This is a genomic window from Aeromonas sp. CA23 (assembly GCF_002587065.1).
Classification (GTDB): domain Bacteria; phylum Pseudomonadota; class Gammaproteobacteria; order Enterobacterales; family Aeromonadaceae; genus Aeromonas; species Aeromonas bestiarum.
In genome coordinates, this window is record NZ_CP023818.1 from 4297985 (window position 1) to 4318921 (window position 20937).

Below are 20937 nucleotides of genomic sequence, written 5' to 3' on the forward strand. Positions count from 1 at the left end.
TGTATTTGTCTTGCACGTTTTGTGCGAGACAAGTACACCACGGAGCATGACACCTATAACAGATGCAGTTATAGTGAATTACACCTATAACAGTTGTGTTATCCCATGTCCCTCTACCGCCAGCTGGCCGACCGCCTGCAACACCAGATAGATACAGGTATCTGGCAACCGGGGGAGCGCATCCCCTCCATTCGCCAGAGCTGCAAGACCCACGGACTCAGCCCCATGACGGTACTGCAGGCCTATCAGCTGCTGGAGAGCCAGGGGCGGATCCTCGCCCGCCCCCAGTCCGGCTACTACGTCAAGGCCGCCCCCTCCCGCCTGCAGCACTATGCACCGCAACAGACCCACTACAGCGGCTCGGTGGACATCAACGATCTGGTGTTCGAGGTACTGCAGGCGAGCAAGTCGCGGGAATTGGTGCCCCTTGGCATGTCGGTGGCGGATCCGACCCTGTTCCCCCATCCCCAGCTCGGGCGGGCATTGGCCAGCTGCATGCGCAAGCTCGATCCCTTCAGTACTGTGGCGGACCTTCCCCCCGGCAACGAGGCGCTGCGCCGCGCCATCGCCCAGCGTTACGCCAGCGACGGGCTGGCGGTCGACCCGCAGGAGATCATCATCACCACGGGGGCCATGGAGGCGCTCTCCCTCAGCCTGCAGGTACTGACCGAGCCGGGGGACTGGGTGGTGGTGGAGACCCCCACCTTCTACGGCGCCCTGCAGGCCATAGAGCGGCTGAAACTGAAAGCGGTGGAGATCCCGGTGATCCCGGGGGTGGGCATAGATCTCGCGCAGCTGTCAGAAGCGCTGGCACAACGTCCCATCAAGGCGTGCTGGCTGATGGGTAACGTGCAACATCCTCTTGGCCACACCATGCCAGATGAGCACAAGCGCGAGCTGATGCTGTTGCTCAATACACACGACGTCGCGCTGGTGGAGGACGATGTCTATGCCGAGGTCTATTTTGGCCGCGAGCGCCCCAAGCCCATCAAGTATTGGGATACACGGGGGCAAAGCCTGCTCTGCAGCTCGTTTTCAAAGTGCCTGGCGCCAGGTTTTCGGGTCGGCTGGGTGGTGGCGGGGCCTCATGCCGAGCGTATTCAGCGGTTGCAGTTGATGTCGACCCTGTCGACCAATGTGCCAAGCCAGCTGGCACTGGCCGAGATGTTGCGCCAGGGCGGGGTAGATGCCCATTTTCGCCGTCTGCGCCACACCCTGGCCCAGCGCCAGCAACAGATGCGGGCCGCCCTCCTGCGCCTCTTTCCGGATGAAGTGCGCATCAGCGCCCCCGATGGCGGCTACTTCCTCTGGCTGGAGTTTGCCCCCCGTCTCGACAGCCGGGCACTGCACGCCCGGGCGCTCACCTGCGGCTTCTCGCTGGCGCCCGGTGCGCTCTTCTCCAGTCAGGGGCAGTACAACCACTGCCTGCGCCTCAACAGCTCCCATCCCTGGAGCGAGCAGTTGGAGAGCGCCCTGATCAAACTGGCCGGGCTTATCGACGCCACACTTAAGCAAAGCTCTTCGTATGAATAAGCGTCACTTTCCGTGGCACATGAAATGTTTGGAAAATGCGCTTAACGTATGCGTATAAAAAATGGCATAAACCTTAATCACGACTTAATTTTCCCAACCAGTCGCGTATGCGACTGGCATTCCAACATCATAAGTTGAGGGTGAAGTTTAATGACAGTTATCAGATATTTTTACCAGTGCAGCGTTAAGGACAGCATCATTATTATCAGCAAATACTGCAATCCCTTTTACCATATCACCCTTTTTCAGAACACCTGAAACCAGGGCTTCATCAACGGTGTCTAACTTGAACTCCTGATTATTCTTGGCGTATGCTTTCAAGCAAGTTTTTGATAAGTCGATGTCATTGCCAGATAGCTTTGCCAAAGCAATTTCAAAGGTTTTTGTGTAAGCATCTTTGGTTCCTATCGACATTGAGCCTTGCGATTTTTCTGTTGCATATACGGCGATGTCCCCAACCGTTGAGGCGTTTGCAGCGAAACCTGAACCAGCCAGTACCAATGCTGTCGCGATAATAGAAATCTTCATCTCAATCTCCCAATAAAAGAACAAACAATACGAAAGTAAAACCAATCCGGTTTCTGACAAGAAAAGCATAAAGGTAACTAGCCAATATTATCTTGCACAGTAGTTGATTTTAGTTAGCAGCGCCTACGATATGCGCAGTGCATTTTAAACGCATGATCACACCTGCCACAAGTAAAGAGTCGAATTACATTCCTTTACAACTACATAAATTGTTACGAAATGTTCCAACCCTGCATTACAATTTCATTTGTTCATTAAAACCAGCACAGCTATATATTATTCTGCCACTCAATATCGGCAACGTATAACCAGAGCCCGGCAGAAAATGACTCACCAGAAAAAGCAAACAACAGAGGCCCGTAACGGGCCTTTGTGTGGGAGATAACGCGACTTATCTGGCCATGATCTGTGACTGCACCTTGAACCCTAATGTTTCATAAAGCGCCTTGGCGTGCTCGTTGAAGGCCATCACCTCCAGCCGGATCTGGTGGGCACCGTGAGCCCTGGCCCAGTGGTCGCAGTGAGCAATCAGCGCCCTGCCGATACCTTGCGAGCGGTGCCCCTCATCGACCACCACTGAGCCGATGCGGCAGATGGGTTGCTTGCTGAGAAACGGGATGCTCTCGTTGATGTCGATGCGCGCGGTCAGAAAACCCACCACAGCGCCATCCAGCTCGGCAACGCAAAACAGTCGCCCTTCGGCGGCGATGGCAGTGAGCAAGAATGCCCGCTCCTCTGGCGAAGGCGGGCAGAACACCTCGGGATAGTGCTCATAGTGGATCTCTCCTATCTGCCGGTTCAGCTCGAGGATGGCGTCGATGTCCGGCTCCTGTGCCTTGCGTATTTCCAATGGATGCTCCTTGCCTCTGTGCCCTGACGATGAGACGGTCTCATCTGCTCCCTTTTGGTCGAAGATCCATCATAGTGGCTGCCCACTCCGATAAGAAGTGGCGCGATCGGCATTCGGCCGGTGGCCAGACACGACAAGGCCCCGTCACGGGGCCTTGTCGACAATCCTTGTACGTGACGGGGATCAGGCCGGCTGCGCCAGCTGGGCTACCTGCCGTTCTATGCTGCTCTTGAGGTTGTCATCGAGCTTGAGCGCACGGGCCAGCTCGTCGAGATAACCGCGCTCCATAAAGTGATCCGTCTCGATGGCAAGCAGGGAGGCAAGGTACACCTCGGTGGCCAGCTCCATGTCGGTCACCTCACGCGCCAGGGCATGAGGGTCGAGGGGGCGGGCAAGCTCGGTGTCAATCCAGCGCGCCGTATCACTTTGACCCTGCTCGGTCAGGTACTGCTGGATCTTCTCGCGCTCGGCACTGTCGATATGACCGTCGGCCCGGGCGGCCGCCACCATGGCGCGGACCAGCAAGGCTGCACGGGCATCCAGCGCATTGCCCTGCAGAGTATCGAGGGGCTGGGTCGGTTGCGCCGGACTCGACTGCTGGGCCTGCCAATCCTGATAAAGCTTGTAGGCCAGCCCGCCGAGGGCCGCTGCACCGCCCACCGCCGCCACCTTGCCGCCATACTTGCGGATCTTCTTGTTGCCAAGCAGCAAGGCCATGGCACCGGCAGCCAGGCCGCCCTGCGCCACACCCTTCATCTGCGCCTTGCGGCTGTCGCCGCCTTCGTTGAGCCAACCTTTGCCAGCGCCCAACAACTGATCCAGCATTTGTTTCATCATGACTCCTCGCAATTGACCCCCCATGCTTGCGCCGAGTTTATGAACCAAGAGTGAATACGCGCCCAATATCACGCCGGGCGCTGTGCATCTTGTCGCCATTCGCGGTATACCTGACATAAATGCTGGCCAGCTTCTCAGGCCCGCCATGGCGCCAATGAACCAACCGGTACCGCGACTATGTCAAGACAAGGAGAGAGCATGACCCCACCCCGCGAGCTGACCCTGCAGTTTCTGGCCGAGCCCGCCGACGTGAACTTCGGCGGCAAGGTGCATGGCGGCATGGTGATGAAGTGGATCGATCAGGCCGGTTACGCCTGCGCCGCCGGCTGGTGCAGCGGCTATGCGGTCACCGTCTACGTGGGGGGGATCCGCTTCCTGCGGCCCATCCAGATAGGCCAACTGGTGGAGGTACACGCCCAGGTGATCCACACAGGCACCACCAGCATGCACCTGGCGGTGGATGTCTACAGCCGCCATCCAGCGGACCGGCAGCGCCACAAGACTACCCACTGCATCATCATCTTCGTCGCCATGGACGAGACGGGCACGCCGACCAGGGTGCCCCAGTGGCAACCTGTCTCGGCCGCCGATCTGAGCTTGCAGCAATACGCCAAAAAGCTGATGGCCCTGCGCGAGGAGATAGACAAGGAGATGCGTCAGCACCTCTGAGCCCTTCATCGCCCGTGATACAGGGCCGGTCCCTATCCGGGTGCGGCTCTGTATAATGGCGCTTTTCCCATTACGGAGTCTGTCATGTCATTGGAAAATGCCCCGCCCGAGGTCAAGCTGGCGGTGGATCTCATCGAGCTGCTGGAAACCAACCGGATCGATCCCGCGCTGGCCCTGGCGGCGCTTGCCATCGTATCCGAGGACTATCAACGCAAGCTCAAGGAAGGCAAGGATCACTGAGGGTGGCAGCGCTGCCGCCTCACCCCGCACAGGAGGCAAGATGACAGATCCCATACGTTTCGAAAGTGGCCGCCCCATGCTGTTTGGCGGCCTGCGTCGCCAGCATGCATTCGCGCACGCCGACTTCGGCGGTCAGTGGCGCGATTTCAGCGCCCTGGGTCCGCTGCCGGGCCAGCTGGGGGAGCATGCCTATGGCGTCATCTGCGGCGTAACCGCCACGCAATGCGAATATATGTGTGCGGTGGAAGTCGCCGCGCTGGAGGTACTGCCCAAGACGCTGGGGCGGATGCGCATCCAGCCCCAGACCTATGCCGTCTTTTTGCATCAGGGTCATGTCTCGACCATGCCAAACACCTGGCAGCAGGCACTGGACTGGCTGGCGCAATCGGATTACCAGTCTGCCCACCAGCCCGACTTCGAGCGCTATGGCGCCGAATATGACCCCCACACCGGCAGCGGCGAAGTGGAACTCTGGCTCGCCGTTGTGCCGCGTCAGGCCATGGCCTGAAGCTGGCCCCTCAACAGCGCGCCCGACCCATTCAGGCTGGCCCCATCACCTGGTCGCACAGGGCGATCAGGGCCTCGCTGAGGCGAGCCAGGGGTTCGCCCCGCTCCGCCCCCAGGTGCAGGGCCAACTCGACCGGATTGATCCTGGGCCAGTGCGAAAGGGCCACCTGATCCGGTTGCAGCAGACGTGTTGGCAGCAGACTGACCCCGATCCCGGCGCTCACCGCACCCTGCAAGCTGGCGAGGCTGGCACTGACATAGGCGATGCGCCAGCGCCGCCCCTGCCCATCGAGCGCATCCGTGATCTGGCGTCGATAGAGCCCTTCACTTGGGAACACCACCAGCGGCAGGGGATCGCGATCACAGGCAGGCCAGTCGCGGCTGTCGACCCAGGCCAGGGGTTCACGCCAGCTGGCGAGTGGTGCTCCTCGCCCCCGGCCCTGCTTGACCAGCGCCAGATCCAGCTCGCCGGCCTCGAAGCGCTGCCAAATCCCGTGGCTGAGGCCACTTTGTACCTCCAGCCGCACCTGTGGATATTGGCGGGCAAATGCGGCCAGCACGGGGGCAATGGCGCCAGCGGCGAAATCCTCCGGCACCCCCAGGCTCAATTGCAGGCTCGCTTCTGTCACCTGTGCCTCGGCTTCTGCCAGCAGCGCCAGAATGCGGCGGGCCAGCCCCAGCAGCTTTTCACCTTCCGCCGTGGTCACCACCTGACGACCACTTCTGTCCAGCAGCGGGCAGCCGAGCTGCTGCTCAAGGCGCCGTATCTGCTGACTGATGGTGGACTGGGTCAGGTGCACCCGCTCACCGGCACGGGTGAAGCTGCCCGTGTCTATGATGGCAACGAAGCTGCGCAGCAACAGGGGATCCAGCATGGCATTCTCCATTTACAAAATTACTGGATGTCATTCTATCATTTAATTTCCAAATGATTGATGGCACCACTAGGCTGGTCTGCTCCCCCATAGGTTCAAGGTTTCTCTCATGCCCCACTCTCCTGACGAGCCCTCAGGCTCCTACCTTGTCTCGTCGCTGACCGCCCTCACGGCCCCTTCCCATCCAGAGTGGCTGGAGCAGGTGCTGCAACTGGCCCTGCAGAATCGGCAGCGAGGAGGTCGCCCCTTCGCCGCCCTGCTGGTGCAAAATGACCGACTGGTGGCAAGCGCCGTCAATGCCATGCATCTGGAGGGTGACCCCACCCGCCATGCGGAGCTGGAAGCCCTGCGCCAGGCCAGCCAATCCGGGCCACTGGCGGGCGCCATCGTCTATGCCAGCGGTCACCCCTGCCCCATGTGCCTGAGTGCGCTGGTGATGAACGGCATTCGCGCCGTCTATTACGCCTTTGATAACCATGATGCAGCCCCCTTCGGCTTTGACAGCACATCAAGCTATGACAAGCTGCGACTGCCCCTCAGCCCGCCACCCCTGCCCCTCATCAAGCTGCCAGTCGCCCTCGACGCCGCCGCGCTCTATGGAGACAACTCAGAGGCGGAACCAGCCCATGAGTAAGGACCTGCCCGCCAGCACCATCCACCACAGCAAGCAGGATCTGGCCCTGCTGGTGCTGGTGATCCTGATTGGCCTCAATCTGCGTCCCTTTCTCACCGCCATAGGGCCGCTGGCCCAAACGATAGACAACCACCTTGGCCTCGGCATGGATACCCTGGCCTGGCTCACCCTGCTGCCCCTCTGGCTTATCGGCGTCGGCGTGCTGATCACCCCTGGCCTGCGCCGCCTCACGGGCCCAAGCCAACTGCTGGGGGCTGCTCTCTTGCTGCTGGGGATGGGAAACGCCATGCGCTTTGATGCCCAGAGCGGCGCCCTGCTGATCGCCAGCGCGGCGCTTTGTGGCCTCGGCTCGGCGCTGGTGCAAGGGGTGCTGCCCGGCCTTATCAAGCAGAGCTTCGCCCAAAAGGTGCCACTGGTGATGGGGATCTTCTCGGCCTGCATGATGGGGGGCGGAGCGCTGGGAGCCAGCCTCACCCCGCAACTGGCGGCAAGCCTCGACTGGTCGCGGGCGCTCGCCCTGTGGAGTCTGCCGGTGCTGCTGGCCATGGTCTGGCTTATCTGGCGGGTACGGCTGCCAGGCGCCACTGCGGTCGCCATTCCCCACGGCGAGCAGCGGCTGATCGCCCTGCCCCGCAGCTGGCTGCTGATCGGCTGCTTTGGCATCATCAACAGCGGCTACGGCATAGTCGTCGCTTGGCTGGCACCCGCCTACATGGCACAAGGCTGGAGCGCCCAGCAGGGAGGCGAGCTGGTGGCCTGGCTGGCACTGGCCCAGACCGCCAGCGGTCTCGGCCTGCCGCTGCTGGCGGCACGCAACACAGACCGGCGCCCCTGGATGGGGTTGGCCATTGTCATGCAACTGGCGGGATTTGGCGGCCTCTGGCTCGCCCCACAAGCCGCCCCCATCCTCTGGTGCATGCTGTGCGGCGCAGGGCTCGGCGGCAGCTTCTCCCTCATCATGGTGATAGCGCTGGATCACCTGCCCGACCCGCGCCGCGCCGGCACCCTCAGCGCCCTGATGCAGGGATTTGGCTTCATGCTGGCGTCGACCGGCCCCTGGGTGGCCGCCCGCCTCCATCACCTGAGCGGCGACTTCGCCGCCGCCTGGCAGTGGCAGCTGGGGGGCCTGGTGCTGATGAGCCTGCTGGTGCTGCGCCTCGATCCGCGCGGCTACCCCAGTGCCATGAAGCTGGCCACACCGTCTCCCGCACCCACCCCCATCAACTGATCTGAACTCGCCTCCTCTTTCCCGGATGAGGAGGCAAACTCACCGCCCTCCAGCCCCTCCCCATCCCTTTCTCGCTTTCCTGTATCGGGCCAGCTGAGCAAATCATCAGCAACAAGCTGCATATCCATTTGATTTATAACATATTAAATCTTCCCACATGGTGGGTTGCGCCGCCATATGAGCCCATTAAGGTAAGGCACTCAGACGAGAATTAATCTCGTTTCGTCTGACAGGGAAGAGGCTGTATTCATCAAGGAGGAGAACGCCACGCGCCAGTGGCTTTGCTATCACTCAAAGGAAATCACATGCAGACAAACACAAAATGGGCTTCTCTACTCGGTGGCTTGGCCATGCTAGGCGGTGCCATCTCACCGGTCATGGCCGACGAGTCATTCAACCTGTGGCAGGAGTGCGCCACCCGTTGCACTCTGGATCTGGCCCAGGGGGTGCGCGCCAGCCAGCTCGATCTCACCGGCCTGCTGGGTGAACAGGCCGGATCCGGGGTACTGCACTACTCCATGGTATTGGAGGAAGGGGGAGACAGCCTCAAGCTGGCCCTCGGCAATGCGCTGACCTTGCGCACGGATGGCACCACCATCACCCTGACCAGCGCCACCGCGGGCAAGGGCCCGCGCACCTACAGCTATACCCGCCAGGGACGCGGCAACTGGTCGCTGCATTGGCTGGTCCCCGTCGGCGACGATGCCCCCGCCAGCATCAAGGTCTTCTTCCACGAGCTGGATGCAGGATCCGAGGTGAGCCATATCTCCCCCATCTACAGCATTGAAGTGAGCGACGACCTGCTGCGCAGCATGGCCAGCAACTCTACTCTCTTCGTCAGGCACGTGGAAAACAATCAGATCAATCGCACCCTCACCCTCAGTGCAGCCGGTGTCGGCTTCGTGGCGGCGCCCACCCAGCACAGTCGTCAGAAGCGCTGGAGCGAGTGGCACACCGGCAAGGTGTTGTGCCTGCTGGATCCGCTGGATGCGGTCTACAACTACCTGTCTCAGCGCACCTGCAACCTGGGCGATACATGGGAAGGCAAGGTCTACCGGGTATTGGCCGGTGCGCCCGCCTCTCACGACACCCATATCGTGCCGACCGCCATCAGTCATCGTCTGCACTTTGCCAAGGGAGACGGTCTGGCGGCCCTCACCACTCATCAGGTTTGCGCCATACCGCTTGAATCCCTGGCCAGAAGCCGTCAACCCAGAGGCTGGGAAGAGCTCAGCCAGTGCGGCTATCCGGTCCACAATCTCATCACCCTCTATCTGCTGACCCGCCTGCCATGGTCCCAGCTTGATACTGTGATCACCCAGGCGCTGGCCAACACCACACCCGAAGATGGCGAAACGCCCCAGGGGCAGCTGGCGCAAGCCATTCGGGAAAACCCGGCCCAGGCACGGCTGGCCCTGAGCATGGCGGCCGCCCAGAGCGATGCCTTCACCCACCAGCGTGCGGGCAATACCCAACAGCAGGCCGCCAGCGCCGACGTGGTCAATCTCACCTGCCCCGCCGCCGATCTTAACTGCCTGGCGCCGGCCGACAGTGCCGATGCCCTGCAGGAGCGGGATTATCCGAATGGTGCCAGCTTCCTGGGTGAAGGGGACGAGGTCAGCTTCAGCACGGCCGGTACTCGCAACTGGTCGGTGCCCCGCCTGGATCAGGCCCATCGCCAGCTGCTGGCGCGCGGTTACCTCTTCGTCGGCTATCACGGCACCTTCCTTGAAGCCGCCCACAGCATAGTGTTTGAGGGGGTTCATGAACGGGATCAATCCTCGATAGCCCCCTGGCAAGGCTTCTATGTTGCTGGCGATCCGGCCCTCGCCTATGGTTACGCCCAGGATCAGGAAGCGGATGCCCGTGGCCGCATCCGCAATGGCGTGCTGCTGCGGGTGTATGTGCCGCGCGCCGCGCTGCCCCGCCTCTATGCGACCCAGCAGACACTGGCCGATCCCGGCGCCGTTGATGAGGTCGGCCGCCTGATTGGTCACCCCTTGCCACTGCAACTGGACGCCATCACAGGACCGGAAGAAGAAGGCGGGCGCCTCGAAACCATATTGGGATGGCGCCTGGCGGAGCAGGCAGTGGTGATCCCCTCCACCATACCGACGGATCCGCGCAACGTGGGTGGAAACCTTGATCCTGCCACTGTGTCACAGGAAGAGCGCGTGATCAGCACACTGCCTGACTACGTCACCGCCCCCCGCGACGAGCTGTGATCCCTGTATGCAGATACCAAAACACCGGCCTGAGGCCGGTGTTTTGGGGATAACAAGGGGAGGCTGACGCCGCTCAGGGTTGCGTCTCAGCGCCCCTTCTTCTGGCGGCCGGACTGGCCGGCGCGTGGTTTGGCTGCGGCCGGTTTGCCGCCCTTGTTGGGGGCCCCTTTGCCTGCGGCGGCTTTTCCAGCGCCGCCTTTGTTGGCAGCCCCTTTACCGGATCCGACCTTGCCCACCGGGCTCTTCTTCTCGAAGGCTTCCGGGCCCGGCACATTGGGGCGGCCGCCTATCTCATGGTCATCATCGCGGCGCGGCTTCTTGCCTTGCGCCGCTTTGCCGGTTTGGGCAACAGCGGCTTTGGCCACCTTGGGCTTGTCGCCTTTGGCCGGTTTCACCTCGGAGGAGGAGTCCTCGATCAGCTTGAACAGCTCGATCAGCTCGTCATCGGTCAGATCCCGCCACTCGCCTACCGGCAACCCCTTGAGGCTGACGTTCATGATGCGAATGCGCTCGAGCTTGGTCACCTCGAAGCCGAAGTGCTCGCACATGCGGCGGATCTGGCGATTGAGCCCCTGCACCAGGGTGATGCGAAACACGAAGGGCGCCTCTTTCTTCACCTTGCACTTCTTGGTGACGGCGCCGAGGATAGGCACCCCGGCCGCCATCCCACGCACAAACTCGTCGGTCACCGGCTTGTCGACGGTCACCAGGTACTCTTTCTCGTGATCGTTGCCCGCCCTCAGTATCTTGTTGACCAGATCGCCGTGGTTGGTCAGGAAGATGAGCCCCTGAGAGTCCTTGTCGAGCCGCCCTATAGGGAAGACGCGGGTGCTGTGGTTGACGAAATCGACGATATTGTCCTTCTCGCCCGCCTCAGTGGTGGAGACTATGCCCACCGGCTTGTTGAGCACGATGAAGACCAGGCTGTCGGCTTCCCGCGCCTCGATCACCTGACCGTTGACCTTGACCAGATCCCCGGCAAACACCTGATCGCCGATCCCGGCCCGCTTGCCATTGATAAAGACCTGGCCCTGCTCGATGAAGCGGTCGGCCTCACGGCGCGAGCAGATGCCGCTCTCGCTGATGTATTTGTTCAGGCGCATGGATTCATCAGCCAGCATGAGTCACCTGCCACAGGCCGATAGCCCCATCCAGTTGCGCGGTTGCCGGTTCCGGCCAGGCCGGGGAGGCTGTCTGCTGCATCAGCCGATTCACTACGTCAAAGTTCTGCATACCATTCCATCTTCAAAAAGGCCAAGGCCAGCTTAACCATCAAAAAACGCCGCTACAGTAGCATATTGCCCCGTCCAGCACGCCGGATACTTGCCATCCACGGCGACGCGCCACCCCAAAATGTGCGTGGCGTCATGCCGTTATGAAGCCGCACCGCTGGCGCCTTGCTCCTCGCCCAACACGGCAAGGCCGGGATGCGGCCAAGAGAAAGATTAAAAAATGGCGACCAGGGCGAGGCATAAAGAGCCTCCCATTTTCATCCTGAAAACATTCACGCCATATGCAACCGGCTTGCCGCTGCGCCCTACATCACCAATAACAGCTTGCTATTTATTAACTTAAAATGCATAAAAAGATTTTCGTTGTCGCGAATTATCTTGCTGCAGCCATCCCGGTTTTCTGTGACTTTCGGCGGCCAACACAACAATCGTTGGCAAACCAGACACAAAACCAAATCTTTGTCCGCATTCATCCCCAACACAAATCATAAATTTGGATGCACGGCATGCGCTTTTCTCTGGCAAGAGGCCAATTTCATCATTCACTACAGGAGTTACAGATGAGTCATTCCCTATCCCAGACGGATTTTCTGGCCCAGGTGGCCAGCCGCAACCCTCACCAGCCCGAGTTCATTCAGGCGGTGAGCGAGGTGGTCGCCTCCATCTGGCCCTATGTGGAACGCCACCCCCGCTATTTGCAGCACGGCCTGCTGGAGCGGCTGGTGGAGCCGGAGCGGCTGATCCAGTTTCGGGTGAGCTGGGTCGACGACCAGGGCCGGGTACAGGTCAATCGCGGCTATCGCATCCAGCACAGCTCGGCCATAGGACCCTTCAAGGGCGGCATGCGCTTTCATCCCTCGGTGGATCTCTCGGTGCTGAAATTCCTCGCCTTCGAGCAGACCTTCAAGAACGCCCTCACCACCTTGCCCATGGGCGGCGGCAAGGGCGGCAGTGATTTTGATCCCAAGGGCAAGAGCGAGGGGGAGGTGATGCGCTTCTGCCAGGCGCTGATGCTGGAGCTCTATCGCCATCTGGGGGCCAACACAGACGTGCCGGCCGGCGATATCGGGGTGGGCGGGCGCGAGGTGAGCTACATGGCGGGCATGATGAAGAAGCTCACCAACAGCGCCGAGTGCGTCTTCACCGGCAAGGGACTCTCCTTTGGCGGCAGCCTCATTCGCCCCGAGGCCACCGGCTACGGCCTGCTCTATTTCGCCCAGGCCATGCTGGCCCATCGCGATCAGTCGCTGGCGGGCATGACGGTGTCAGTATCGGGCTCGGGCAACGTGGCCCAATACGCCATCGAGAAAGCGATGGCGCTCGGCGCCAGGGTGATCACCGCCTCCGACTCCGGTGGCACTGTCCATGATCCGGATGGCTTTACCCCCGACAAGCTGGCTCGCCTGATGGCACTCAAGAACGAGCAGCGCAAACGGGTGGCCGATTATGCCCACGAGCTGGGGCTGGAGTTTTTGAGCGGCCGCACGCCCTGGCATCTGCCCACCCAGATTGCCCTGCCCTGCGCCACCCAGAACGAATTGGGGGAAGAGGACGCCGTCACCCTCATCGCGAACGGCGTGCAGCTGATCGCCGAGGGGGCCAACATGCCGAGCAGCGCCGCCGCCATCAAGCTATTCCACGAGGCCCGGGTGCTATTTGCCCCGGGCAAAGCGGCCAATGCGGGGGGCGTGGCCACCTCGGGCCTCGAGATGAGCCAGAATGCCCAGCGCCTCTCCTGGGGCCGGGAAGAGGTGGATGCCCGCCTCAGGGAGATCATGACCAGCATACACGCCACCTGTGTCCGCTTCGGACAGGATGGCGAGGGCCATGTGAACTACGAGAGCGGCGCCAACATCGCCGGCTTCGTCAAGGTGGCCGATGCCATGCTGGCGCAGGGGGTCTGCTAGTTCAGCTCAACTGACCAGGCCCAACACACAGCGCGGCAGCCCAGGGGCTGCCGCGTTTTTCATGGCCTTGCCACCTGCCGCCGCCTGTACTTATCACCTTGTTTCCATTAGGCTTTAGACCATATTTCTGCATTCAAATCGCAGCGCTTATCCCGGCGGCCCGGTCCAACCTGTTCCGGCCCCCCTCTTCATCGCCAAGGACAGTTTCATGCTGGCTCGTACCCGTCGCCTCCTTCGCCTCTCTCTGCTGACCCTGTTGCTGGCGCTGCTGCTCGGCTGGGGGGTGATCGCCTACCTCGCCTGGCAGGCGGCGCCGCTGCAACTGTGGCACACCTTTGTGCCACCCGAACTCAGTGCCGAGGAGCTGGATAGCAGCGACTGGCAAGCCTATCTAACCCGCGAGCAGCAGTTGTTCAGTCTGGTGGAGCGGGAGGTGGTCGCCAAGACGCCGCCTGAGCAACAGCTGGCGGGCAATCGCTACTTTCAGGATGCGCCCATCAATCCCGCCCACTTTCGCGATAACTGGAACCGATCCTACCTGCTGCGCCCGGATGGCGAGGTGAAGGGGGTGGCCGTGTTCCTGCACGGCCTGACCGACTCCCCCTACAGCCTGCGCCACCTGGCCCAGCGCTATCGCGAGCAGGGCTTCATCGCCCTGGGCCTGCGCATTCCCGGCCACGGCACAGTGCCCGCCGGGCTGGTCAAGATGGAGTGGGAAACCTGGCTGGCGGCCACCCGACTGGCGGTGCGCGAGGCCAGGGTGCTGGCCCCTGGCAAGTTGCCGCTGCATCTGGTGGGCTTCTCCAACGGCGGCGCGCTGGCGGTGAAATACGCGCTGGATGCGCTGGAAGACAAGACGGGCACCTTGGCAAGGCCGGATCGGCTGGTGCTCATCTCCCCCATGATAGGGGTGACCCGCTTTGCCCGCTTCGCCGGCCTGAAGGCGGTGCCCGCCCTGCTGCCCGCCTTTGCCAATGCGGCCTGGCTCGGCATCATGCCGGAGTTCAATCCGTTCAAATACAACTCCTTCCCGGTCAACGGGGCACGCCAATCCTACCGGCTGACCCACGCCATCCAGCAGCAGGTGCGCCAGCTGGCGGCCAGTGGCGAGCTGGCGGCATTTCCCCCGGCCCTCACCTTCCAGTCGGTGATGGACTACACGGTCAGCACCCGCTCCATCATCGCCGATCTCTACCACTTCCTGCCGGCCAACGGCAGCGAGCTGGTGCTGTTCGACATCAATCGCGGCTCTGTCTTCGGCCCTCTGATGAACAGCGCCTCCGAGCTGGCCCTGAGTCACCTGCTGCCGAGCCAGCCCCAGCCCTATCGGCTGACGGTAGTGGGCAACGAGGCGACGTCCCGTCCACAGACCCAGGCCAGCACCCTGGCCGCGGGCGGCGGGCCGCAGCAGATCCTGCCCCTTGGCATCGACTATCCCAAGGAGATCTACTCCCTCTCCCACGTGGCCCTGCCCTTCCCCATGGACGATCCCCTCTATGGCATGGCGCCATGCCCCGAGCAGATGAACCAGTACGGCATCAACCTGGGCGGCCTGGCCCTGCGCGGCGAGCGCGGGGTGCTGATCGTCAATCCCGGCTCCCTCACCCGCACCTCTTCCAACCCCTTCTACCCCTATCTGCAGGCGCGGGTGATGGAGACGCTGGCGGCACCGGCCCAGCTCCCGTCGACGGCCATGGGGCAACCTGCACAGGTCGGCAACGAGCGCAGCGATGCCGACTATCGGGCCGACATAGACGCGTTTTTGGATGAAGCGGATACGCCGGATTCTCCCTTTTAGGGCGATCGGCAGGCAGTCAAGCGCGAGTCGTCAGCCGAGGGGCGTCATCCCCCTCCAGAGGCAGCTGATTACGATAGGGTCTGACGGGGCCAAGCCATGGCAGGGCCCGCAGCATTCGCCGGCAGGGATCAGACCGCGCCATCAGGGATAGCGGCTGATCTCGACCAGGTTCTGATCCGGATCCAGGCAGTAGACCGACTCGATGGGCCCGCAGGCGCCGCTCTTGGTGACGGGCCCCTCCACTATCTCGACCCCGTGACAGTGAAGCTGGGCGATGACCTGTTCCAGCGGCCAGCGGGTGATGAGGCAGAGATCTCCCGCCCCCACCTGCGCCCGGTTGCGCGGCTCCTGCCCCGGCAGTTGCAGATTGATCTTCTGGTTGCCAAAGCGCAGCGCCCGGCGCCCCTTGCCAAAGGTGATGGCCTCCATGTTGAGCACAGAGCTGTAAAACGCGACGGCCCGCTCTATGTCGCTCACCGTCAATACCAGATGGTCGATGTGGCTGATCATGTCCCCTCCTGGTTGCTGTGTGTCGATGCCGCAGGCCGTACAGACTGGCCCGCCAGCCCCCTCATCATATCCAATTGCACACATGGCAACTGTGCCGCAAGGCGCAAAGATGGCCTAGAACGGCTGATGGCTGAGTGAAAGAGGCCTTGGTGTTCACCGCTGCGCGCTACAAGCCTGTTCACGCTGAGCCAGCAGGGTTTCATCATCACTGTCCATGGCCGCCAGAATGGCCTGATTACAGGCGCGTTCAGCCTGCCGGGCAGGATCCTGTTTGCTCTCGCGAATATCGGCGATCATGGGGCGATAGTTGACTGACGCCGCGCAGTACATGGCGCGATACTGAGGTTGCTGCCAATTACTGTCCTGGCGAGACAACTCGTCACACAGCTTGCCAAACAGGGCAGACGCCTTGACGGTGCACTGGCTGAAGCGTCGCGCATCCTGCTCGTAGCTGCGGCAGACGCTTTTGGGCTGAAGCTGCCAGAACTGGAAGACAAAGGGGATCTGCTCCCCCTCATACTCCACCACCAGCGACTTGGGCTCAGCGCCATAAATATCCGATACCTGCTGCTGCACCAGATTGAGATAGGCCGAAAAAAGATAAGAAACCGGATCCATCACCACCTCCCTGTGGTTGTCACTGCCGAGCTGTATCACGGAAAACCGTGAGCGATCTTCAAACGAGTAACAGGCGACAACAGCTTACTGATTTGGTTGGAAAAAATGATACTCTTCTCGCCACCCTCATGTACAACGTTCAAGGCCAGTGTGCGATGCAACAATGCGGTATTTATGAACAACTGATTACTCAACTGCTGACATCTCGACTCGACCGCGAGCGTTTTTACGTAGGGGAACGCCAGCTTGAGCCGGCCGAAGCGGCAGTCTGGTTATCCCGATTTCTGAGCCGTGTTTTGGAATATGCGGTGGGTTCGGTCACTGGAGAGGATCAGCTGCAACGGCAAATTGAACTGGCTAACCAGTTATTGCTTTGGTTAAAGGATCGCACACAAGACCCAGACTTTATTGGCGAGAACCTCATCGATAGTCAGGGGAAAATCCTGACGGCGCTCTATCAGTTGGATAACCCCATCTCCGCTAATTTAAAGCAATATGCCGAAGATATTTTCCCTCTGACAGGTCTAACGCAAAGTGAGCTTTTCTGCGGCAGCAATGCGGGTTTGTCGATGGAATCAGAGATTAAACGGGAAATATTATCGGCAGATAGCATCTGCTGGCTGGTCTCATTTATCAAATGGGCAGGCATTCGTATTTTTCGCCATGAGCTGGAGGAGTTCACCCGTAGCGGCCGCCCATTAAAAGTGATTACCACTTCTTATATGGGGGCAACCGACGCCAAAGCAGTCGAATTTTTAGCCAGCCTGCCCAACACAGAAGTCAAACTCAGCTACAACACCCAGCGCGAGCGGTTGCATGCAAAGAGCTATCTCTTTTGCCGAAATACGGGCTTTCATACCGGCTATATAGGTTCATCTAACCTCTCTCATTCTGCCCTCACCAGCGGCTTGGAGTGGAACCTAAAAATCACCTCGCAAGAGATCCCTCATATTATCGAGAAATCCCTGAGTACCTTTGAAACCTATTGGGAGTCCGATGATTTTGAGCTGTTTGATGGCAAGCTCGAAAGCCGTACAAAATTACAGCATGCGCTGCAAGAAGCTCGTGGTGATGGCGACAAAAATGCCCCTGCCTATTTCTTTGATATTACGCCGTTTCCTCATCAACAGGAGATCCTTGAGCAATTGGCCATGGAGCGCTCCTTGCACCAGCGCTTTCGTAACTTGGTGGTTGCGGCCACCGGCACGGGAAAAACCCTGATCTCCGCCTTTGATTTTGCTCGTTTTCTGAAAACCAAACCCGACGCCAAGCTTCTATTTGTCGCCCACAAAGAGGAGATCTTGCACCAAGCATTGGCCTCTTATCGCGGTGTGCTCAAGCAATCCCATTTTGGTGAACTCTTGGTCGGTGGGGTTGTGCCAACCCACTACCATCAGCTGTTTGCCTCGGTGCAATCCTTGAATAACCAACTGGCTAGTTTGCGCCTTAGCCCAGACTATTTCGATTACATCGTCATCGATGAGGTTCACCATATTGCTGCCGCCAGTTATCGTGGTTTGCTCGCCGCCTTTAACCCTCACATTCTGTTGGGATTGACCGCAACGCCAGAGCGCCATGATGGCGGTGATATTCTCGCCGACTTTGGTGGCGTGATCGCCGCTGAAATCCGCCTACCAGAGGCCATCAATCGCCGCCATCTCTGTCCATTCCAATATTTTGGCATCGACGATGATACCGATTTGCGCCAAGTCGCTTGGAAAAATGGCCGCTATGACATCACCGAGCTCACCAATATCTACACCCACAATCAGCAGCGGGTGCAGAAAATCGTCCAGAGCCTCTATGAGATCGTCACCGATATAACCATGATCAAGGCGCTGGCCTTTTGTGTGAGCCGTGAACATGCCGATTTTATGCGCAAGGCATTTTTATTGAAGGGCATCAAGGCTGACATTCTCACCAGCGATAACCGAGACGAGCGGCATAGCAAACAACAAGATTTGCGCACCGGGATTATCAATATTCTCTGCGTGGTGGACATCTTCAACGAAGGGGTCGATATCCCGGAAGTCGATACCTTGCTGTTTTTACGACCGACGGAAAGCCTCACTATCTTCTTGCAGCAATTAGGGCGGGGTCTGCGACTGGCAAACGATAAAGAGTGCTGCACCGTGTTGGATTTTGTCGGTAATGCCCGTGCTGAGTATGACTTTGCCCAGAAATTCCGGGCACTGGTGGGTAAAACCAATAAGGCGATCAGCCACGAAATCAAACAGGGCTTCCCTCACGCCCCCTTGGGCTGCCGCATCGAGCTCTCAAAACAGACCCAAGAGTTAATTCTGAGCAATATCAAGAAGGCGACCCTCAATACCTCACGACTCATGGGCCTGATCCGCCGTTTTTCACAGGATTGTGATTTGCCGCTGACGCTGGCGAACTTTTTGAAGTTTTACCCTCATATCAGCCTCGAGGAGATCTACAAGCGCGGCAACTGGAGCACCTTGGTCAAACAGGCCCGCAACCATACCGTTTCTGAAATGAGCGATGAGAAGTTATCTACCCTCTACACCCGGGCCATCAAAACCCGGCTATTGGGCTGCGATGCGCTCCATTACTTGAAATTCTTACAAACCTTGGTGGCAGACGCCTTTACCTTAACGGCCGAGCACGATGAACGCATGGCCTTGATGTGCTATTACGACTTCTGGCAACAGAGCGGTCCCAATGCAGGCTTTAGCTCCTTGGCGCACAGCCTGAAACGACTCAATCAACCAGAGTTAAGGGCCGAGCTGGCAGATCTGTTGCCCATGCTGATCAACCGGGTGCAGCACGAGCAACGAGCCATGCCTGACCTTCCCGGCAATCCGCTGCAACTGCATGCCCGTTATGCCAGAGAGCAGGTACTGGTCGGCTTTGGCGCCACTACCTTCGAGCAACAGCCTACGGCTCGCGAAGGGGTATATGTCATCGCAGAGCAAAATATCGAGTTGCTGTTCGTGACTCTGAACAAAACGGAGCAGCACTTCTCCCCTACCACTCGCTATCACGACTACGCCATTAACGAGTCGCTGTTCCATTGGCAGAGCCAAAACAGTGCTCGCCCTGAGCGTGGTAAGGGCCTGAGTTATATTGAGCATAAGAAGGAGGGTAAGCGCTTGTTTTTGTTCGTCCGTGAGCAGAGCAAAGATGAATTTGGCCGTACCCTTGGCTTCGTGAACTTTGGCGAGGTGGAGTACGTCTCCCACAGCGGCAGCCAACCGATGAACATCAAATGGCAGTTGGCTACTCCGATGCCTCCCTTCATGTGGAAAGAAGCAGCAAAGTTGGCGGTTGGCTAACTCCTGTTAAATAAAACGGCTCGCCAGTGGCGAGCCGTTTTTGTCGGGGTTAGCAGGCGATCCGCTCGATGTGGCCGCCGCTGAGTTTGAAGAAGGCATCCTGCGGCAGCTCTTGTGACCAGGTGGTGGTGTAGTCCAGATCGGCATAGGCACCGCGCAGCATGGCGCCGAACAGGCCGTGGGAGACCACGATGGCGCGCTCGGCAATGCGCTCATCCTGCAGCCACGCAAGGGCCCGGCGTTGTATGCATTGAAAATCTTCACCACCAGGGGCCTGCAGATACCAGTCGGGCTGTTCCAGATCGAGATCTGGGTGGGCCGCCAGCAGCTCGGGCACCCGGCGACTCTCCCACTCCCCCATGTCCAGCTCCACCAGCCGCTCGTCCCAGACGATGCGCTCGCTATCGAACCCAAGCTGTTGGCACACCAGTTGCGCCGTCTGCCGCGCCCGACCGAGCGGACTGGCATAGAGAGTCCAGCGTGCGGCGTCATCCAGCAGGGCGCGCAGGCGAGCGCCCATGGCGGCGGCTTGCGCCTCCCCCTTGGCGGTCAGATCCGAGTTGCAGCGCCCCTGCAGCCTCAGCTCGGCGTTATAGCGGGTTTGGCCGTGGCGCAGCAGATAGAGGGTGCGAGGCATGGTTTCTCCAGCAAGTTGAGATAGACGAAAGGGCAGATGATAACAGATGAGCGGGGCGATGGAGACTCAGCTGGCAGCAAGGGGCGGGCAAACGGGTCAGGGCTGACCCGGTTCCTGCCACGACGTTCAGGCTGGGCGGGCTCAGCCTTTCTTGATTTCCCGCAGATAGCGGTAGATGGAGTGCACCGAGATGTCGAGCTGGCGGGCGGCTATCTGGGCGCTGTCTTTGAGCTCGAAGATCCCCAGATCATGCAGCTGCTTGACCATGACCCGGGTCTTCTGGGATGGCGGCACGGCATCGTTGCCACGCACCTCGGCACTGACTGTGTCTATGGTGCTGTTGAGGGCCTCGTCTATGTTGCGGGCGAACACTTCCGGCGTGCCGCTCGGCTCATGGTGCTGCATGCACTCGGGCATCATAGTGCGCAGCACGGATTGCAGCGGGGCGTCCATGTCGGTGTTGATGCAGAGCAGCCCTATGGCCTGCCCCTCGCCATTGCGAATGACGGTAGTGAGGGAGCGCAACGTCTTGCCGGTGGCGCACTTGGTCATGTAGGGGCTGGAGATATCCTGCCCGCTCTTGAGCTTCATCATCGCCAGGTTGGTGATGGGGGCCCCGACACTGCGGCCCGTGATATGGCCGTTGGCAATCTTGATGATGGCAGGATTGCGCACATCCAGGCTGTGCAGCAGCACCTCTGTGTGCTGGCCATACATGGCGGCTATGCCATCCACTATGATCTCCATCGCCTTGAGGATCTCGAAGTCAGTCGGGGTCAACTCTTGCAGTTTCATGGGGGCCTTCATGGT

The 20937-nt window shown here is 60.1% G+C and carries 20 protein-coding genes; 10 read left to right on the forward strand and 10 right to left on the reverse strand.

The window, feature by feature from the left end:
- Window positions 1–105 precede the first annotated feature (105 nt).
- A complete protein-coding gene (locus tag CK910_RS19785; protein ID WP_098984444.1) occupies window positions 106–1533 on the forward strand; it encodes an aminotransferase-like domain-containing protein in 1428 nt (475 codons plus the stop codon).
- A gap of 147 nt (window positions 1534–1680) precedes the next feature.
- Here CK910_RS19785 and CK910_RS19790 read toward each other — a convergent pair whose 3' ends face one another.
- The 3 genes from CK910_RS19790 to CK910_RS19800 form a co-directional block, all read right to left on the reverse strand.
- Window positions 1681–2061 (reverse strand): DUF4354 family protein, encoded by a 381-nt coding sequence (locus tag CK910_RS19790; RefSeq protein ID WP_098985179.1) that lies wholly within the window; start codon window positions 2059–2061, stop codon window positions 1681–1683.
- A gap of 391 nt (window positions 2062–2452) precedes the next feature.
- The gene (locus tag CK910_RS19795) at window positions 2453–2911 is read right to left on the reverse strand and encodes a GNAT family N-acetyltransferase (protein ID WP_021141142.1); all 459 of its coding nucleotides are present in this window, start codon (window positions 2909–2911) and stop codon (window positions 2453–2455) included.
- A gap of 183 nt (window positions 2912–3094) precedes the next feature.
- Complete coding sequence (locus CK910_RS19800) at window positions 3095–3745, reverse strand: tellurite resistance TerB family protein (RefSeq protein WP_058395720.1); 651 nt, start codon at window positions 3743–3745, stop codon at window positions 3095–3097.
- Window positions 3746–3946: 201 nt separating this feature from the next.
- Here CK910_RS19800 and CK910_RS19805 point away from each other — a divergent pair, with 201 nt between their 5' ends.
- From CK910_RS19805 to CK910_RS19815, 3 genes are all read left to right on the forward strand, one after another.
- Entirely contained in the window at window positions 3947–4417 is a 471-nt protein-coding gene (locus tag CK910_RS19805) for an acyl-CoA thioesterase (protein WP_021141144.1), read from the forward strand.
- 84 nt (window positions 4418–4501) lie between these two features.
- Window positions 4502–4657 (forward strand): pleiotropic regulatory protein RsmS, encoded by a 156-nt coding sequence (gene rsmS, locus CK910_RS19810; RefSeq protein ID WP_005310018.1) that lies wholly within the window; start codon window positions 4502–4504, stop codon window positions 4655–4657.
- 40 nt (window positions 4658–4697) lie between these two features.
- A complete protein-coding gene (locus CK910_RS19815; protein ID WP_098984445.1) occupies window positions 4698–5165 on the forward strand; it encodes a GyrI-like domain-containing protein in 468 nt (155 codons plus the stop codon).
- 31 nt (window positions 5166–5196) lie between these two features.
- Here the strand turns inward: CK910_RS19815 and CK910_RS19820 are convergent, their stop codons facing one another.
- Window positions 5197–6039 (reverse strand): LysR family transcriptional regulator, encoded by an 843-nt coding sequence (locus tag CK910_RS19820; protein ID WP_005310011.1) that lies wholly within the window; start codon window positions 6037–6039, stop codon window positions 5197–5199.
- Between the two features lie 109 nt (window positions 6040–6148).
- Between CK910_RS19820 and CK910_RS19825 the strand changes: the two genes are divergently transcribed.
- From CK910_RS19825 to CK910_RS19835, 3 genes are all read left to right on the forward strand, one after another.
- The gene (locus tag CK910_RS19825; protein ID WP_098984446.1) at window positions 6149–6673 is read left to right on the forward strand and encodes a nucleoside deaminase; all 525 of its coding nucleotides are present in this window, start codon (window positions 6149–6151) and stop codon (window positions 6671–6673) included.
- Window positions 6666–7901 carry a cyanate transporter gene (locus CK910_RS19830; protein WP_098984447.1) on the forward strand — a complete coding sequence of 412 codons (1236 nt, stop codon included), beginning with the start codon at window positions 6666–6668 and terminating at the stop codon, window positions 7899–7901. The genes CK910_RS19825 and CK910_RS19830 overlap by 8 nt, the downstream gene beginning before the upstream one ends.
- Before the next feature lie 344 nt (window positions 7902–8245).
- Complete coding sequence (locus tag CK910_RS19835) at window positions 8246–10126, forward strand: exotoxin A binding domain-containing protein (RefSeq protein WP_098985180.1); 1881 nt, start codon at window positions 8246–8248, stop codon at window positions 10124–10126.
- Between the two features lie 86 nt (window positions 10127–10212).
- Here the strand turns inward: CK910_RS19835 and rluF are convergent, their stop codons facing one another.
- Together rluF and CK910_RS24555 are read right to left on the reverse strand one after the other, a co-directional pair.
- The gene (gene rluF / locus CK910_RS19840) at window positions 10213–11247 is read right to left on the reverse strand and encodes a 23S rRNA pseudouridine(2604) synthase RluF (protein WP_098984448.1); all 1035 of its coding nucleotides are present in this window, start codon (window positions 11245–11247) and stop codon (window positions 10213–10215) included.
- Window positions 11237–11359 (reverse strand): hypothetical protein, encoded by a 123-nt coding sequence (locus CK910_RS24555; protein ID WP_274452199.1) that lies wholly within the window; start codon window positions 11357–11359, stop codon window positions 11237–11239. The genes rluF and CK910_RS24555 overlap by 11 nt, the downstream gene beginning before the upstream one ends.
- 559 nt (window positions 11360–11918) lie before the next feature.
- Between CK910_RS24555 and gdhA the strand changes: the two genes are divergently transcribed.
- Together gdhA and CK910_RS19850 are read left to right on the forward strand one after the other, a co-directional pair.
- A complete protein-coding gene (gene gdhA, locus CK910_RS19845; protein WP_098984449.1) occupies window positions 11919–13265 on the forward strand; it encodes an NADP-specific glutamate dehydrogenase in 1347 nt (448 codons plus the stop codon).
- A 208-nt stretch (window positions 13266–13473) separates the two neighbouring features.
- Window positions 13474–15063 (forward strand): alpha/beta fold hydrolase, encoded by a 1590-nt coding sequence (locus CK910_RS19850; RefSeq protein WP_098984450.1) that lies wholly within the window; start codon window positions 13474–13476, stop codon window positions 15061–15063.
- A 141-nt stretch (window positions 15064–15204) separates the two neighbouring features.
- On the opposite strand, the gene CK910_RS19855 is transcribed toward CK910_RS19850, so the two are convergent.
- Window positions 15205–15573 (reverse strand): VOC family protein, encoded by a 369-nt coding sequence (locus tag CK910_RS19855; protein WP_043135206.1) that lies wholly within the window; start codon window positions 15571–15573, stop codon window positions 15205–15207.
- A gap of 153 nt (window positions 15574–15726) precedes the next feature.
- The gene (locus CK910_RS19860; RefSeq protein WP_098984451.1) at window positions 15727–16191 is read right to left on the reverse strand and encodes a hypothetical protein; all 465 of its coding nucleotides are present in this window, start codon (window positions 16189–16191) and stop codon (window positions 15727–15729) included.
- Window positions 16192–16346: 155 nt separating this feature from the next.
- Between CK910_RS19860 and CK910_RS19865 the strand changes: the two genes are divergently transcribed.
- A complete protein-coding gene (locus CK910_RS19865; protein ID WP_098985181.1) occupies window positions 16347–19490 on the forward strand; it encodes a DUF3427 domain-containing protein in 3144 nt (1047 codons plus the stop codon).
- Window positions 19491–19539: 49 nt separating this feature from the next.
- Here the strand turns inward: CK910_RS19865 and CK910_RS19870 are convergent, their stop codons facing one another.
- Both CK910_RS19870 and CK910_RS19875 read right to left on the reverse strand, forming a co-directional pair.
- Complete coding sequence (locus tag CK910_RS19870) at window positions 19540–20127, reverse strand: histidine phosphatase family protein (RefSeq protein WP_098984452.1); 588 nt, start codon at window positions 20125–20127, stop codon at window positions 19540–19542.
- 141 nt (window positions 20128–20268) lie between these two features.
- Entirely contained in the window at window positions 20269–20922 is a 654-nt protein-coding gene (locus CK910_RS19875; RefSeq protein ID WP_098985182.1) for a helix-turn-helix transcriptional regulator, read from the reverse strand.
- Window positions 20923–20937: the final 15 nt, after the last annotated feature.